This is a genomic window from Rossellomorea orangium, from assembly GCF_019334305.1.
Lineage (GTDB): Bacteria > Bacillota > Bacilli > Bacillales > Bacillaceae_B > Rossellomorea.
The window spans coordinates 498,899-513,611 of record NZ_JAHWGH010000014.1; the positions used below are offsets into that span (position 1 = coordinate 498,899).

A 14,713-nucleotide genomic window follows, 5' to 3' on the forward strand; every position below is an offset into this window, starting at 1 on the left:
GGTTTTATGAAATTACTATCTTTAAGCGTCTTACTGACCATTCTTTTCCTCACCGGCTGCAGTTCTTTCAAGGTCCTCGACCCTAAAGGGACCGTTGCCGACCTTCAACTAAACTTATTTCAGCTATCCACAGTGATCATGCTGTTGGTCTTTTTTATCGTATGTTCTATATTTGTGTACTTCACTTGGAAATACAGAGAGACACCTGAGCGCCGACAAATTATCCCCCCGTATGTGAAAGGGAATAAAAAGCTGGAAGTGACGTGGACCGTCATACCGATTCTTTTATTAGTGATCCTCGCCATTCCTACCCTCAAGGGAACCTTTTCCCTTGCAGAATTAAAGGCAAATGGTGAAGATCCGCTCGTGATCCAGGTGACGGGACATCAATACTGGTGGGAAGTCCACTATCCCGAGCAAGGCATTACCCTGACCAACGAAGCCTACATACCAGTAAATCGGCCTGTCACATTCCAATTAACCTCGGCTGATGTCATCCATTCCTTTTGGATGCCGCGACTGGGAGGAAAAAAAGATCTCATACCAGGCAAAACGAACACCTTGACCCTGAATGCCTCCAAACAAGGGGAATATAAAGGACAATGTGCCGAGCTATGCGGAGCTTCCCATTCCTATATGAGATTTCAGGTCCACGCAGTCGGAGATCGGGAGTTCACTAAGTGGATTGAGAAAGAAACAAATGGAGAGGCAGCCGATCAACTGACTCCAACTGCTGAAGAAGGAAAGAAAGTATTCATATCCAACTGCTTAACCTGTCATGCTGTTTCTCCTGCAGAAAGGAGCAAGGGACCGAATCTTTCCGGTATTTCTGATAAAGAGCGAATTGGGAATGTCCTTCTGAACAGCGATGAAAATATGGAGAGGTGGATCAGGGACCCTTCTTCCATTAAACCGGATGTCAACATGCCACCCTTCCCTGATTTGACAGAAGAGGATCTCAACGCATTAAGCACGTATCTTTCACAATTAGAAGAATAAATCATCCCTCATGGAGGTGGAGAATATGGATATCAAATATACCCTTTTCGGACGGGAATTCGTATTCCCCTCCGATATCGTTGCAGCAGACATCTCACTCTTTCTCATGGCAGTGACTGCCTTGTTCTTGTTGACACGTTATAAAAAGTGGAAGTGGGCGTGGGATTGGGTAACCTCCACTCATCATCATAAAGTCGGCATTCTATACCTGGCTGCAGGAGGAGCCTTCTTCCTTCGTGGTGGTCTTGATGCTCTCATTATCCGGCTGCAGCTTGCACTTCCTGAGAATCAATTCTGGGTCTTTCAGGGGGAAAAGTATAACCAGATGATGACCACACACGGTACGACGATGATTTTCTTTGTTGCCATGCCTTTTTTGATCGGGCTCATGAATGTCGCTGTCCCTCTTCAAATTGGGGCAAGGGACCTGGCGTTTCCACATCTTAATTTGCTAAGCTTCTGGCTCTTTTTCACCGGTGGTGCATTGGTCAATATCAGCTTCGTGCTTGGGGGATCTCCTTCAGCAGGGTGGACGGGCTATGCCCCCTTAAACCTCGATGTGTATACCCCGGGCCCCGGTATGGATTATTATGCCATCGGGCTCCAAATCGCCGGTGCCGGTACGATCCTGTCCGCAATTAACTTCCTGGTGACGATTATACGAAAGCGGGCTCCGGGTATGACCTTTATGAGAATGCCCTTATTCACCTGGTCTTCCTTTGTCACATCGATCTTGATACTCTTTGCCTTTCCCGCCCTGACTATTGCCCTTCTGCTCTTGACGCTGGACCGGGTGTACGGAACGGCTTTTCTTACCGGAGCGGAAGGTAACCCCATCATTTGGCAGCATTTATTCTGGATCTTCGGTCATCCGGAAGTATACATATTGATCCTGCCTGCGTTTGGCATCTTCTCCGATGTGATCACCACCTTTTCAAGGAGGAACCTGTTTGCCTATCCTGCCATGGTGTTTGCACTTGTATTAATTGGCTTTCTAGGGTTCATGGTGTGGATCCATCACATGTTCACCGTTGGGCTTGGACCTATTTCCAATGCTATATTTGCCCTTTCCACCATGTCTATCGCGGTTCCGACAGGCATCAAGGTGTTCAACTGGCTCTTTACGCTTCAGGGAGGAGTCATCCGCTTTAAGACCGCTATGTTATTTTCCCTGGCGTTCATTCCCACGTTCCTGATCGGAGGTGCCACAGGAGTGATGCTGTCTTCCGCTCCTGCCGATTATCAGTACCATGACAGTTACTTTGTCGTCGGGCACTTTCATTATGTGATCGTCGGCGGCACAATTCTCGGCATCTTTGCCGGAGTGTATTATTGGTGGCCAAAGATGTTCGGTTTCTTACTCAACGAAACCTGGGGAAAATGGCATTTCTGGTTATTTACCATCGGGTTCCACATCACCTTTTTCCCCATGCATCTCATGGGATTGAATGGGATGCCGCGCCGAGTATTTACGTATTTAAAAAGCGATGGATTAGGAACATTGAATCTCATCAGTACAATCGGAGCCTTCCTCATGGCTCTTGCCGTACTCGTCTTTCTATGGAATATCTTTTGGAGTTACCGGCACGGAAAGCGTGATCTCACAGGGGATCCTTGGGAGGGACGGACCTTGGAATGGGCTATCCCGTCACCACCTCCCCTCGGAAATTTCATAAAGCGGCCCCTTGTCACCACCATCGATCAACTTTGGCATGAAAAGTGGAATGGAGATGGCACCATCCGAACCTCAGGTGAAGAGGACGCCATTTTCGTATCGAACCATACGTCCCAGCCCCTGATGCTGGCAGGAGTGCTGTTCGTCTCATCCTTTGGCTTCATCTTTGATGTTGAGCTCTTACAATGGTTCGGGTTTGTCAGTGTAACAGGATTGATGATCCTTCGTTCATTCACGGCCGGGCGCACATGGACCGTTTATACAACTGAAGAATTATGGGCAGAAAGGAGGAAACGTTCCCTATGACTTCACACGTTTTCAGTATGGAACAAGAAGAGGATAAGAAGCTGGCCATGTGGTTTTTTATTGCTGCGGAGGTTGTGATCTTTGCGTCCTTATTCGGAGTATACCTGACACTTAAATCCCATATTTCTGAAGGACCTTCAAGCGGTCAGATGCTTGAGTTAAAAAGCGTCACGCTTTCAACGGTCCTGCTCCTATCAAGCAGCTTTACGATTTATTCCTGCCTTCAAGCGAGTGATAGTGGAAAAATGGGGAAGACATTTCTCCTTTTACTCCTGACCTTTTTACTTGGCGGCTCCTTTTTACTGATGGAATCAAGGGAATTCATTCACTACTATGAACAAGGATTCGAAGTAGATTCCAGCCCATTTCTGTCTTCCTTCTATTTATTGGTCGGGACCCATGGTCTTCACGTCTTCGCAGGAGTCGTCTGGATGGGAATCTTACTCATACATTTTCGGATGAAAGGGATCTGCCGGGAAACAACTTCGAGACTTTCTGTATTCTCCCTTTATTGGCATTTCGTCGATCTCGTGTGGGTGTTGATCTTTACTCTCGTCTATCTGTATGGAAAGGTGGGATAAATGTGAAAAAAACGAGATTTATCTTACTATATGTAGTCGTTATCGGCTCAGCCATCGCCGGATCTATTCTTGTTGAATTTTCGAGGGAACAGCTTGAGGCTTCATCGATTCTTCTCATACTCTTATCCCTTGCCTTTTTATCTATCAGCCTTCAGTTGACGGTATTAATGAACACGAGAGCACCCCTTACCAAGTGGAAGTGGCTCTCCTTATCAAGCGGCCTGCTGGTCGGCGGACTCACCTTTCTCTATTTATTTCTTTTAACCTAAAGATACAGGGAGCGAACTTGCTCCCTTTTTCATTTCTGCTATCATTTCAATCCCCTAAAACGCGACTTTCTCCCCTTACATCATTCTTTCCAATATGCTAAAATTATCCAAAATCAGACAAGTTTCTTCCCTTTTATGAAAGGAGATTGTAGCTAATGTCAGAAAATAATGAGCTGTACACCATTTTGAGGACCCTTCAAACCTATTCCGAATGTGACATTACCCATTCATTTTCTGAACATAATACCGACCTCTTAAAGGTTTCTTACTCCCATGAATTCAAATCCTTTGTGGTTACTCAGCATGGCTCTGTAGAAACTTATCAGGGTCTGCCTTCCGCTCTTGCCAGGTTAGAAGTTCTGTTACACGATTTCAAACATCCTTCCGTTTAGAGGAGATCCGTGGAGTTTGGTCATTCCACGAAGAAAAGACCCGTCTTCCATTGACAGGTCTTTTCTCGTTTCCGGAAGTCATCCGGCTATGAATTTAGTTGTTAGAGTTATTCGAGCTGTTGGAGCCGCCTGAATGACTGGATTGTCCGCCTTTTGCACCGATTTCCTGATAGAACTTCTTATTGTGATTCTCTGATGTTGCTTCTCCACCTTTTTCACCGATCTCTTGGTAGAATTCTTTGTCGTGGTTCTTCGCTGTTTGTTCGCCGCCTTTACGACCAGCTTCCTCGTAACTCATTTTGTTTCCGTTGTTGTTATTGTTGCTGTTGTTACTGTTTGACATAAATAAAATCCTCCTTAAGTTTAGTAAAATGGTGTTGTACGTTTGTACATTGGTTATATACCTCGAGATATGAAAGATAAACAGATTTGGGGGTTTTTAACATTTTTGTAATTTAATTTATACTCTGGCGAGGATGATGCCTTTTAATAGAAGTGATGTTCCGGTAGGTGTATGATGTGGTTACGAATATCGTGCGAAGGAGACTTGCCATATGGACTACATCAAGCGGGGAACTCCCGCTTTCAAGAATGCAAACCTTGCCCTCTTTGCCGGGGGCTTCAGCACCTTTGCCATCCTGTGGGGGACGCAGCCGCTGCTGCCGGAAATCGCCCGGGAGTTCGATGTTTCACCTGCCACTTCAAGTCTCAGCCAGTCCTCCACCACCATCGCCCTTGCCATCAGCCTGTTGATCGCGGGATCACTGTCGGACGTGTATGGCCGGAAATCGGTGATGACCTTTTCATTACTGGCTTCATCCATCCTCGCCATCTGTACGGGATTTGCCACGGGATTTCATATGCTGGTCGCCGGCAGGATCCTTCAGGGAATCACGCTTGCCGGGCTCCCCGCTGTCGCCATGGCGTATCTGGGTGAGGAAATTGAAGGGAAGAGCCTCGGGATGGCCATGGGGCTGTATATCAGTGGCAACTCCATCGGCGGAATGTCGGGACGGATCATCAGCGGCGTACTCACTGATTATTTCAGCTGGCACGTCGCACTGATGGGGATCGGGGTCATCAGCTTATGTTCAAGCATCATCTTTATGGTCCTGCTCCCCCGGTCAGCCCATTTTGCACCCCAAGCCTTCAAACTTACTAGTCTGACCCGCTCCTTATTCAGTCAATTCAAAGTGCCGGGACTACTCAGCCTCTTCACCATCGGATTCCTGTTGATGGGCGGATTCGTCTCTCTCTATAATTACATCGGTTTCGAGCTGATCGCACCACCCTACTCACTCAGCCAGACCGTCGTCGGCTTCATCTTCATCGTCTATATCGTTGGTACGTTCAGTTCCACTTGGATGGGGATGCTCGCTGATCAGTATGGAAAAAGAAAGGTCCTGCCACTGTCCCTCGTCATCATGCTGACAGGCGTCCTGACGACCCTGCACCCAAATCTTTGGGTAAAAATCATTGGAATTGCCGTCTTCACATACGGTTTCTTCGCCGGCCATTCCATCGCCAGCAGCTGGGTCGGACGCCTTGCCGTCCATGACAAAGCCCAGGCCTCTGCCCTCTACTTGTCCGCCTATTACGCCGGCTCAAGCATCGGCGGGACCGTCAGTGGAAGCTTCTATCATCAGTGGAACTGGCCGGGTGTGGTTTGGATGATCGTCAGCCTTTCTGTTATATCGATTGGGATTTCGATGCAATTGGGAAAAAGGGAATCTGCTCGATCCACATAAAAGAGGACTTCACATGAAGTCCTCTTTTCCTTTCACTCCGGGATTCCTGGCATCTGTCTCCTTTTTCTTCAGGAACTGCCCTCTAAGATCCATCACAATCAACATAATTCCTGTGACCCCAACTATAACAGCCAACAACAATGGAACGGTCCCAATATCTCGCATGGCCGTCCCGAATATTCCGTACTCACTGCTCCAACCGAGTCCATCCGTTCCCCCAAGCACCTGGGAATAGATTGCTGCCGCTATCAGCGTGCAGCCATACAGAATCGAACTGATCAATATGCATGTTAATCCAATCCATAATGGTTTCATGGTTTCATCGTTACCTCTCCTATCTTCCAAAAAAAGCAGGCAGTTCAATCCCCAGATCGAATAAAGCGCTCGTGACAAGAAGGATGAGCACTGGAATCATGAAAAGAATCAGAATCAATGTCCATGTTCGATTCGAAGATTCCTCTCTCTTTCGCTTTCGGTAGATTTCTTGAACTCGCTTTTGCTTTTCATTTGTGGGTTCAGCCATATCCTTTACCTCTCCGATTTCACAAAGTATTTTCTCATGTCCGTCTCCATTCATACTGAATATCCGGCAGATTCTCCTCATTTTCGTGACCTCTTCCGATCACCACAAATCCGTTCTTTTCATAAAATTTCTGGGCGTTCTCATTGACTTCAAAGGTATACAAGGTCAGGCACCCATTAGACTTCGCCTTCGCTCTATCCAATAGCATCTGACCAATCCCGAGTCCTTGATAATCTAGATGAATGTAAAGCTGGCTGATTTCTATTTCATTATATGCGGCCATTCCGGCTACTTTTCCTTCTACCATGGCCAGGTCGATTGTGAAATCTTCAGCCAGGATGTCGGTTAAAAAGTAAAGGTGGCTTTCAACACTATGTTTTTCCTTCTGCCCAATGGCCCTCTCCTTGCTTTCCCGCCACATGGTCACGACTTCCTCGGCATACTGCGGGTCGAAGGGAATGATGTCTGCTTTCATCTCTGCTCCCCCTTAAGAGTTTCATCAAGATTTATTTTTTCTCTTTCAAAATCGTAAAAATCAAAAAGGATATCAAGATCAAAAAAACGATCCCGACCCCACTCAGGATGTCGTAGATGCCATTCACTAGATAGATCATGTATATCGAATCCTCCAGATGACTTTTTTCTAATTATTTCAAATAATGGAATCTTTATCAATCCTTTTTTAGAAGCAGGAAAAGAGCTTACCTGCCATAGGTAAGCTCTCTCCATTATTCTTCCAGAATGATGTGCAGCTTCTCCAACACCTCTAGCGTCAGATTCTTCGCTTCTGTCCCGCTTCCGTCCAGGTTAACGGCGAAAACCCATTCTCCCTTATCGGTTTCCACATACCCCGTGTACCAGCCGAGTCCAAAATCCGACAACCGGGTACCGGTTTTGCCGTGGATGATATAGCCATCCTGCTCATCATTGATCATGATCCGCTTCACCGTTCTCATCTGCTGTTTGTCAAAAGGAAGACTCTCTTCTACCAAACCTTCATAAAAGTCGGTCTGCTCCCGGGCCGATATTTTCAGACTGCTGTCGAGCCAGAAGGAGTCGATGCCACCAGAGATATCCTCATTCCCATAGTCCATCTTTTCAATGTTTTCCTGCATCCTCTCTTCCCCGATATCACGGGCCATAGACTTGTAGTACCATATGACGGAGTATCTCATGCCGGATGCGAGGGTGTGGTCCCGGTTCCAATCCGGAAACTCCCTCACCGTTCCGTCCCACCGTTTCACCTCATATTCATCCCTGACGGCTCCCGTCGATAATCCAATCAGGGCGTGTGGTACTTTGTACGTTGATTCCGGAGTATACCGCCGCTCGCTTCTCTTCTTGTTATAGACAAATTCCTTGTCTGTTTTCAGGTTTCGGATGACGATGGTTGCGTCCTTTCCATTTAGCATGTCAGTGATCTCAGATTGGATATCGGTCCTGGCATCAGCATACGTTCCACCCAGAATGATCAGGACGACACACATGACCAGTGCAGCAATTCGCTTCATTGTATTCCACTCCTTTTTGTTTACTAGAATGACAGGCCAATCGTCCATGCCCCCCGTTCTCGATTTCTAGTATACTGACAGAAAAGGAACGACCACACGCCATTTTTCACTGACTGTACCCATACAGATGGGAGGAAACCAAGATGTCACGTGCCAAATTTGAAGAAATTATCCATCACATCGAGGAGCTTGCCGAGTCTGGAGAACTAAAGCCCGGAAGCCGCTTGCCGTCGATCAGATCCCTTGCCGATACGTTCTCCTGCAGCTTGAATACCGTCATCAAAGCATATAAAGAATTGGAGTTCGGCCACAAGATCTATGCCGTTAGAAAAAGCGGATATTATTTGGTAGAAGATTTTCCTTATAAAAAACAACGCGGTGCTGGAGAAACCATCTATGACTTCTTATCTGCCGGACCCGATAAGCATGCCATGCCTTACCTCGATTACAAGCACTGCATGAATCAAGCGATCGACCGGTACAAAGAAGATATGTTCACCTACTCCGACCTTCTCGGGCTCTTCTCCCTCCGCGAAGAACTCGCCCGGCACCTGCGGGATCTCCAGGTGTTCACGACACCGGAACGAATCGCGGTGACAACAGGATCACAGCAGGCTCTCCATCTATTGATCCGCCTTCCATTCCCTAATGGAAAACAAACCATCCTGACCGAACAGCCTGCTCATCCAAGTTTCATAGAATCCTTGAAGCACCAGCCCAGCGACGGTATCGACATCGGGAGGGACGGACCTGACCTCCAGGAGCTTGAGACCATTTTCCAAAAAGGGGACATCAAATTTTTCTACGTAGTCTCACGGTTTCATAATCCTACAGGGCACGGCTATACCAATGAAGAAAAAAGGAAAATCGTCGAGCTCGCCGAACGGTATGATGTATACATCGTAGAGGACGATTATATGGGGGACCTGGATCCAGATTTGAAGCAGGATCCCATGTTTGCCTATCAGCCGAATGGAAGGGTCATTTACACGAAGAGCTTTTCCAAAACACTTCTTCCCGGTCTCCGTCTCGGACTTGCTGTCCTGCCCCTTGAGTTGATTGAACGTTTCACAAGGGCGAAGTTTGCAGCAGACGTCCATACGCCGGTCATCACGCAGGGGGCACTGGAAATCTATTTGAAAAATGGGATGTTTGCTGCCCATATTAAAAAGATTCGGAAGCTGTACAGGAAAAAAGGGGAAATGCTTCGCCAGGCGTATCAAACCCTCATGCCCGTTGGGACGATTTATACGTGCCCACCATCCGGCTTCTACTCAACGGTCAGACTGCCATCTCCATTGAAAGCCGAAGAGCTGATTCAACGATTAAAGGAGAAACATGTATCCATGCAGAGTACCGAATCCATGTATTTAGAGGCTTTCATGAGACATGACGAGCTCCGGCTCAGTGTATCCCATGTGGAGGATGACATGATTGGAGGAGGGATTGCGCTTATGGCAGAAACCATTCAAGAAATGATGATTGAGAGAAAAAAAGGAGTAATTTGGAGGTAATCGGCCATATGTAGACTGTGGTGGGACTTGAACGGTGTCATATATAACGAATCTTAGCCAAGTCAACCCCGAACTCGTGCCACTATCGGGTAAACTCGTGCCAGTTTCAGCCTAGCTCGTGCCATTTTCACGAAAACTTGTGCCACTTCCTAACAATAACCATAATCAAAAGCCGGAAGACTCCCCTCTTCCGGCTCCACTCTCCATTACTTTATAATCGTCGATCCCTGCAGCAGTTCCGGCTTCGCGCCAAGGATCAATAAGAACAACTTCGAGTCACTGATTTGTCTGTGCTTTTTCATAATGTCTTTCAACTGAACGATATTCGGATGAGCTTTCAGTTTCTGTACCTCTTCCTGATAGAGTGAGAGGATCGAGTCCCGCACAAACTGCGGTTCGTAATCCGGCAGCTCCTTATCCCGTATCAGGGACCCCATGTATCCGTACTTCAGCTGCAGCTGTCGCGTCAGGCTCGTGACGTGGACGAGCTGTTCATTCAGTTCCGGGTAGTCCTGTTTCAGTGCTTCCACGTCTTTTTTGGCTTCGTGGAGTTCGTTCATTCCTGCTACCATTGTGGTCATGATGCTTCCCCTCCCATGTTCCAAGGTTTTTCGAGACCGATGATGTCATTCAGGATTTTGCTTTGCTTGCGGCGGACCCGTCTTCTTTCGGCTCGTTCCTTCCCGGATTCGAACAGGAATCTCTCTTCTTCTGTTTCCGGTACGATTTCCGCCACCTTGACCGGCTTTTTATTCTCATCAAGCGCGACGAAGGTCAGGAATGCTGTCGCCGCCATCCGCCTTTCCCCTGTGATCATGTCTTCTGCGATCACCTTGCAGAAGATTTCCATCGATTTATTTCCAACATAGGAAACGAAGGATTCAACGCATACGGAATCACTTTGATGGATCGGATACAGAAAGTCGATGGAATCGGTCGATGCCGTCACACATTCCTTCACCCGTGCATGACGTCTCGCCGATAACGTCGCATTATTATCGAGCTTCTTCATCAACACCCCGCCGAACAGGGTGTTGTAGTTGTTCAAATCATTGATCATGACCTGGTCCGTACTGACGACCAGACTCTCTTTCGGATGCCTCTTGTTTGGCATGAGAAACAAGTCCCTTCTGTTTTGTAAATGGTATTTCAAACGTTTGATACCCAAAGTGTACGCCCGTCATCACAATAAGTGAAATGAATGTTCCTCATCATCACCATAGACACTGTCTATGCAACGGCTTACAATTGAATGGTATCAATCCCCATTTTTCCTAAATCGGGGCAAAAAAAAAGAGCATTCCTCACTCGGAAATGCTCCCCATTAATCGTTCCTGGGTAAAGGTCAGCCATTCTTTCGTGGCATACGACAAGTATTGATTTTTTCGCCAGATGATGGCGAGGTCCCATTCGATGACAGGCTTCACTACGCGGATTGCGACCAGATCCTCCTTCAACTGCTCATACACACTGAATGGCAGGATTGATATCCCAAGTTCCGCTTCAATCATTTTCCCAATGAAGTCCCACTGAGAGCTTTCGGATACCACTTTCGGAAGAAACCCCGCTTCCTTACACGCCTCACGGATCCGGTCATTCAGGGCAAAATCCTTATTGAAAAGAATGAGCTGCTCGTCCTCAAGCTCCTTTAATTTCACCTGCTTCCTCCCCGCCAACCGGTGGCCACGAGGAACCACAATCCTTAGTTCTTCTCTCATAAACGAAAAATGATGAAAGTCTTCCTCTGAAGCCGGAAGCACCCCGACACCGACATCCAGCTGGTCGGCAAGGATATCTTCTTCAATCCGCTTCGTCCCATTCTCGATGAGCTGGAATGTAATGCCTGGATACAACTTATGGAATTCCCCAAGCACCTTGATGAACTGACCCGCATCCATGATCGGCGGCAGTCCGATCCGAATATGTCCCCGTTGCAGTCCAATCAGGTCATCGAGCTCATGCTGAACGTTCTCGAACGCCTTATCGATCGTCTGAGCCTGCGTCAAGATCGCCCGCCCCGCATCCGTCAGCACAAGCTGCTTCCGGGAACGGTCGAACAGCTCAACACCAAGCTCATCCTCCAAGTTCCGGATCATCTTACTGATTGTCGGCTGGGTCACAAACAAATGATCCGCTGCACGGGTGAAACTCTTGAATCTCGTTACTTCTATAAAATATTTCAAGTGCCTGATATCCACTTGTTCACCTTCTCTTTCAATGGTCATTCCTTTATAATCATATCAAACTCACTTTAAATGTTAAGGACGGCGAATCGATTGACAACCAAACCGAAGTATCAAACGTGGATTCGAATGAATAAACTTCTTATTTTCCTGGGGATTTCCCTTCTTTTTCTGATGGTCACATTCTTTCCCATCCCGACTCCCCTACGCGTCCTGTCAGGATTGCTTGCGTTACCGTTTCTTTACATCGTCTTTATCCTCTCCTATTCTATCTATCAATTTGCGGGATTTGGCGGAAACTATCAATCGAAGATTCATGATGTCATCGTCTCGAAAGTGGATAATCGCGGGGGGAACATCCTAGATATCGGGACAGGAAGCGGATCCCTGATCATCAAACTCGCGAAGAAGTTTCCCCATTCCTCCCTTACCGGCATCGATTATTGGGGAGAAAACTGGGAATATTCGAAAGATCAGTGCGAAAGGAACGCTGATATCGAAGGGGTTTCAGATCGGATTCATTTTTTGAAAGCAAGTGCGTCGAAGCTCCCTTTCCAGGACGGGGAATTCGATGTCGTGGTCAGCTGCCTCACGTTTCATGAAGTGAAGGATTCCATCGATAAGACAGCAGTTGCCAAGGAGGCGCTGAGAACCTTAAAGCCCGGCGGTACATTTGTCTTTATGGATTTATTTCTGGATGAGAAGACATTCGGGGATGTAAACGGGCTTCTGAAATTCTTGAAGAAAAACGTGTCCTCCATACAAGCCGATAAACTGTCAGACACCATTCCATTGCCAAGGATTCTATTAAATAAAAAAGTTCTCGGTCATGGGATGATCATATGTGGAAGGAAGTAAAAAATCCCGGAGCAGACACGCTCCGGGATTTTTTATGAAACTAGTATTCTCCTAAACTCCTACATTAAGGAAGCATCCAAGAGACATTATAGTCATCTTGTCCCCCGTAGTATTGCCAAATCTGAGCCTGTTCGTCCGTACCCGGGAATGTGATCCATTCCGAGTTATCCGTTGTCAGATCTGTCGGCATATCCATCGGGTAATAGGCAACCCAATAGGCACCAGGCGTGCTTGGAGAGTATTCCCCCATAGACACTTCCCAGCTCCAGGGAGAAGAATACGTACCAGGTGTGATCCCTTCCCCATTCTTCAAAAGGTAATCAATGAATGCACTGTAAATCAATTGATTGTTCGCATAGTCATAGCTATTCATGCCCGTGTAAGCAGGCTCGACATCAATGAAAATGACAGGTTTTACTTTTGTCCCATAAACACTTTTCATCGCTTCATACGTCTCCAGAGCAAGGGCCGCCTGATTCTCTCCCCACTCAATTGGAGAAATTCCGTCCGGCGCGGTTTGCATTCCGGAAAGGAACCAGTATCCGTAAAGGTACGTCGCTTCCTCTGCTCTGTCACTGCTGAAGTAAATGCCACCGCCAGTGGTCGTATCGAATTGTACCTTGCTTCCATATCCTAACTTCCCGATATAAAAATCCTGACCTTCAGGATTTGCTGTAGAAGCAGAGTCAGATCCGTATGTGTATTCTGCCTCATCAGACTCATTGGAGTCAGTCACGACTTCAGATTCTTCACCAGGCTCTTCTGTCTGTTCATCTGATCCTTCTGTAGGAGCAGGGGATAAAATCGCTGAGTTCGTGTTTGCATGTTGTACAGCTGTTTCACTGGCATGCTCACTCGCTTGTGAATTCACCCTTCTGTTTTCGGCTTTTTCCGGTTGGTCGGCCTTTTTTTCTACATTAGGCTTCACTTCAGGCTTAATAGAATCGGCCTTTTCGTTGGCTTTTTCTTCAGCTTGCCCTTTAGCTTCTTCCCGCTGCTTCTCTGCATTTTGTTGGTTATCTTCTGATTTCGACTGTTCAGGAGCCTGTGGCTTCACATGAGCTTCCTTATCATGCGTCTTTTGGGAGTGGACGGCTTGTTCTGGCTTTACGTCTTCCCCTTTTTCTTTATCCATTCCCGCCGCTTGAGCGAACGTGCCTCCAGACATAAGTCCAAATGACAATGCTGTTGTCACAACCAGTGATTTCATCCATTTGTTTGAGTTTTTCATGTTCATTTTTCTCCTCTTCATTATCGTTATTTATGTACATTTAAACGGTAAGAAAAGGAGATTTCTCGGGTGGCGGTGATGGCGGGGCATTCATCCAATGGTACCAGTACTGCACTTCAGAGTCATGATAGATGTTGCCAAGGTACAATCCTGTTTCCCAATGGAAGCTCCCTGCAATGAAGCTCGAACTTGCTCCCGTGCCGGGAATATCTTGTGTTTTCCCTCCAGAAGGCTGGTTCCGATTCGATGAGGTGTGGATAACCTCAATATCGACCGGTTTCCCGGACGGTGATTGATCATCCGGTTTTTGCATCGGTTTTTGAACAGGGATTTGAGGCGTTGTCTTCTTTTTTTCGGGAAGAGATTCAATCTCTTTCTCTACCACCTGTGAAACGCCGTATGACAGCTTCTCAACTGATTCTTTCACTCTAGATCTTTCGGCAGTGAGAGGTTCAGAATGGGCTTTGGGAGTAGTGATCTTGATTGGATTCTCTTTTTTCACATTTCTTGTTTCCACTGACCCTTTTTCCACTGCTACTGCCTTCACAAATCGATTTTGCTGAGCTTCAACCCTTTGATTGATACCAGGAGGTACAGCCTTCTGTGGACGTTTATCCTCTTTGGGCACGTGAGCCTTCGCCGGCATCTCCTGAGGTGGACCAGGATTCTTCACCAGGTTGCCTTGGTCACTCTGCTTTTTAGGATCCGGGATCGTTTTTTCCATTTTCATTTCTTTATCTTTTGCATCCGTATGTACTTCTGCTCTCTCGGATCGATGGTCGCTCCCTCTATGATCCTGTGCATATGTATGAATCGGCAGGATTGCCGCTGCCCCTATCAAAATACTGAGTAAAAGGAATGGCTTGATGTTCATGATATCACCTCCTTTCAACTATTCCATAGACACTATTCGACATTTTCTG

General features: G+C 46.9%; 18 protein-coding genes and 1 pseudogene. 8 read left to right on the top strand and 11 right to left on the bottom strand.

Features of this window, described 5'->3' with window-relative positions:
* Nucleotides 1–6 precede the first annotated feature (6 nt).
* The 5 genes from coxB to KYJ26_RS12205 all read left to right on the top strand — a co-directional run bounded on the left by coxB (nucleotide 7) and on the right by KYJ26_RS12205 (nucleotide 4,222).
* A complete protein-coding gene (gene coxB, locus KYJ26_RS12185) occupies nucleotides 7–999 on the top strand; it encodes a cytochrome c oxidase subunit II (RefSeq protein WP_219167536.1) in 993 nt (330 codons plus the stop codon).
* A 25-nt stretch (nucleotides 1,000–1,024) separates the two neighbouring features.
* Nucleotides 1,025–2,980, top strand: a complete 1,956-nt coding sequence (locus KYJ26_RS12190; protein WP_472690718.1) for a cytochrome c oxidase subunit I — start codon at nucleotides 1,025–1,027, stop codon at nucleotides 2,978–2,980.
* On the top strand, nucleotides 2,977–3,561 hold the full coding sequence (locus tag KYJ26_RS12195; RefSeq protein WP_219167537.1) for a cytochrome c oxidase subunit 3: 585 nt from the start codon (nucleotides 2,977–2,979) through the stop codon (nucleotides 3,559–3,561). The genes KYJ26_RS12190 and KYJ26_RS12195 overlap by 4 nt, the downstream gene beginning before the upstream one ends.
* Nucleotides 3,562–3,563: 2 nt before the next feature.
* Nucleotides 3,564–3,830 carry a hypothetical protein gene (locus KYJ26_RS12200; RefSeq protein ID WP_219167538.1) on the top strand — a complete coding sequence of 89 codons (267 nt, stop codon included), beginning with the start codon at nucleotides 3,564–3,566 and terminating at the stop codon, nucleotides 3,828–3,830.
* A gap of 155 nt (nucleotides 3,831–3,985) precedes the next feature.
* Nucleotides 3,986–4,222 (top strand): hypothetical protein, encoded by a 237-nt coding sequence (locus KYJ26_RS12205; protein WP_219167539.1) that lies wholly within the window; start codon nucleotides 3,986–3,988, stop codon nucleotides 4,220–4,222.
* 106 nt (nucleotides 4,223–4,328) lie between these two features.
* Here the strand turns inward: KYJ26_RS12205 and KYJ26_RS12210 are convergent.
* A pseudogene (locus KYJ26_RS12210) lies at nucleotides 4,329–4,565 on the bottom strand (KGG domain-containing protein); the annotation flags it as partial.
* A gap of 211 nt (nucleotides 4,566–4,776) precedes the next feature.
* On the opposite strand from KYJ26_RS12210, the gene KYJ26_RS12215 reads away from it, so the two are divergent.
* Entirely contained in the window at nucleotides 4,777–5,970 is a 1,194-nt protein-coding gene (locus KYJ26_RS12215; protein ID WP_219167541.1) for an MFS transporter, read from the top strand.
* Nucleotides 5,971–5,979: 9 nt separating this feature from the next.
* On the opposite strand, the gene KYJ26_RS12220 is transcribed toward KYJ26_RS12215, so the two are convergent.
* The 5 genes from KYJ26_RS12220 to blaOXA are packed head-to-tail and all read right to left on the bottom strand — an operon-like array spanning nucleotide 5,980 to nucleotide 8,004.
* A complete protein-coding gene (locus KYJ26_RS12220; RefSeq protein WP_219167542.1) occupies nucleotides 5,980–6,285 on the bottom strand; it encodes a phosphatase in 306 nt (101 codons plus the stop codon).
* A gap of 19 nt (nucleotides 6,286–6,304) precedes the next feature.
* Nucleotides 6,305–6,493 carry a hypothetical protein gene (locus tag KYJ26_RS12225; protein ID WP_219167543.1) on the bottom strand — a complete coding sequence of 63 codons (189 nt, stop codon included), beginning with the start codon at nucleotides 6,491–6,493 and terminating at the stop codon, nucleotides 6,305–6,307.
* A 34-nt stretch (nucleotides 6,494–6,527) separates the two neighbouring features.
* Nucleotides 6,528–6,968: a GNAT family N-acetyltransferase gene (locus KYJ26_RS12230; protein WP_219167544.1), complete on the bottom strand. Its 441-nt coding sequence runs from the start codon at nucleotides 6,966–6,968 to the stop codon at nucleotides 6,528–6,530.
* Nucleotides 6,965–7,222, bottom strand: a complete 258-nt coding sequence (locus KYJ26_RS12235; protein ID WP_219167545.1) for a hypothetical protein — start codon at nucleotides 7,220–7,222, stop codon at nucleotides 6,965–6,967. The genes KYJ26_RS12230 and KYJ26_RS12235 overlap by 4 nt, the downstream gene beginning before the upstream one ends.
* Nucleotides 7,222–8,004, bottom strand: coding sequence for a class D beta-lactamase (gene blaOXA, locus KYJ26_RS12240; protein WP_219167546.1), 783 nt, complete (start codon nucleotides 8,002–8,004; stop codon nucleotides 7,222–7,224). The genes KYJ26_RS12235 and blaOXA overlap by 1 nt, the downstream gene beginning before the upstream one ends.
* A 143-nt stretch (nucleotides 8,005–8,147) precedes the next feature.
* Between blaOXA and KYJ26_RS12245 the strand changes: the two genes are divergently transcribed.
* Nucleotides 8,148–9,518 (top strand): aminotransferase-like domain-containing protein, encoded by a 1,371-nt coding sequence (locus KYJ26_RS12245; RefSeq protein WP_219167547.1) that lies wholly within the window; start codon nucleotides 8,148–8,150, stop codon nucleotides 9,516–9,518.
* A gap of 206 nt (nucleotides 9,519–9,724) precedes the next feature.
* Here the strand turns inward: KYJ26_RS12245 and KYJ26_RS12250 are convergent, their stop codons facing one another.
* From KYJ26_RS12250 to cidR, 3 genes are all read right to left on the bottom strand, one after another.
* The gene (locus KYJ26_RS12250; protein WP_219167548.1) at nucleotides 9,725–10,099 is read right to left on the bottom strand and encodes a hypothetical protein; all 375 of its coding nucleotides are present in this window, start codon (nucleotides 10,097–10,099) and stop codon (nucleotides 9,725–9,727) included.
* Nucleotides 10,096–10,632 (bottom strand): acyl-CoA thioesterase, encoded by a 537-nt coding sequence (locus KYJ26_RS12255; protein ID WP_219167549.1) that lies wholly within the window; start codon nucleotides 10,630–10,632, stop codon nucleotides 10,096–10,098. The genes KYJ26_RS12250 and KYJ26_RS12255 overlap by 4 nt, the downstream gene beginning before the upstream one ends.
* Nucleotides 10,633–10,822: 190 nt before the next feature.
* Entirely contained in the window at nucleotides 10,823–11,716 is an 894-nt protein-coding gene (cidR, locus tag KYJ26_RS12260) for a cidABC operon transcriptional activator CidR (RefSeq protein WP_219167859.1), read from the bottom strand.
* Between the two features lie 57 nt (nucleotides 11,717–11,773).
* Between cidR and KYJ26_RS12265 the strand changes: the two genes are divergently transcribed.
* Nucleotides 11,774–12,559: a class I SAM-dependent methyltransferase gene (locus tag KYJ26_RS12265; RefSeq protein ID WP_257474983.1), complete on the top strand. Its 786-nt coding sequence runs from the start codon at nucleotides 11,774–11,776 to the stop codon at nucleotides 12,557–12,559.
* 64 nt (nucleotides 12,560–12,623) lie between these two features.
* On the opposite strand, the gene KYJ26_RS12270 is transcribed toward KYJ26_RS12265, so the two are convergent.
* Together KYJ26_RS12270 and KYJ26_RS12275 are read right to left on the bottom strand one after the other, a co-directional pair.
* A complete protein-coding gene (locus KYJ26_RS12270) occupies nucleotides 12,624–13,790 on the bottom strand; it encodes a hypothetical protein (protein WP_219167550.1) in 1,167 nt (388 codons plus the stop codon).
* Nucleotides 13,791–13,830: 40 nt separating this feature from the next.
* Nucleotides 13,831–14,664, bottom strand: coding sequence for a hypothetical protein (locus tag KYJ26_RS12275; protein WP_219167551.1), 834 nt, complete (start codon nucleotides 14,662–14,664; stop codon nucleotides 13,831–13,833).
* Nucleotides 14,665–14,713: the final 49 nt, after the last annotated feature.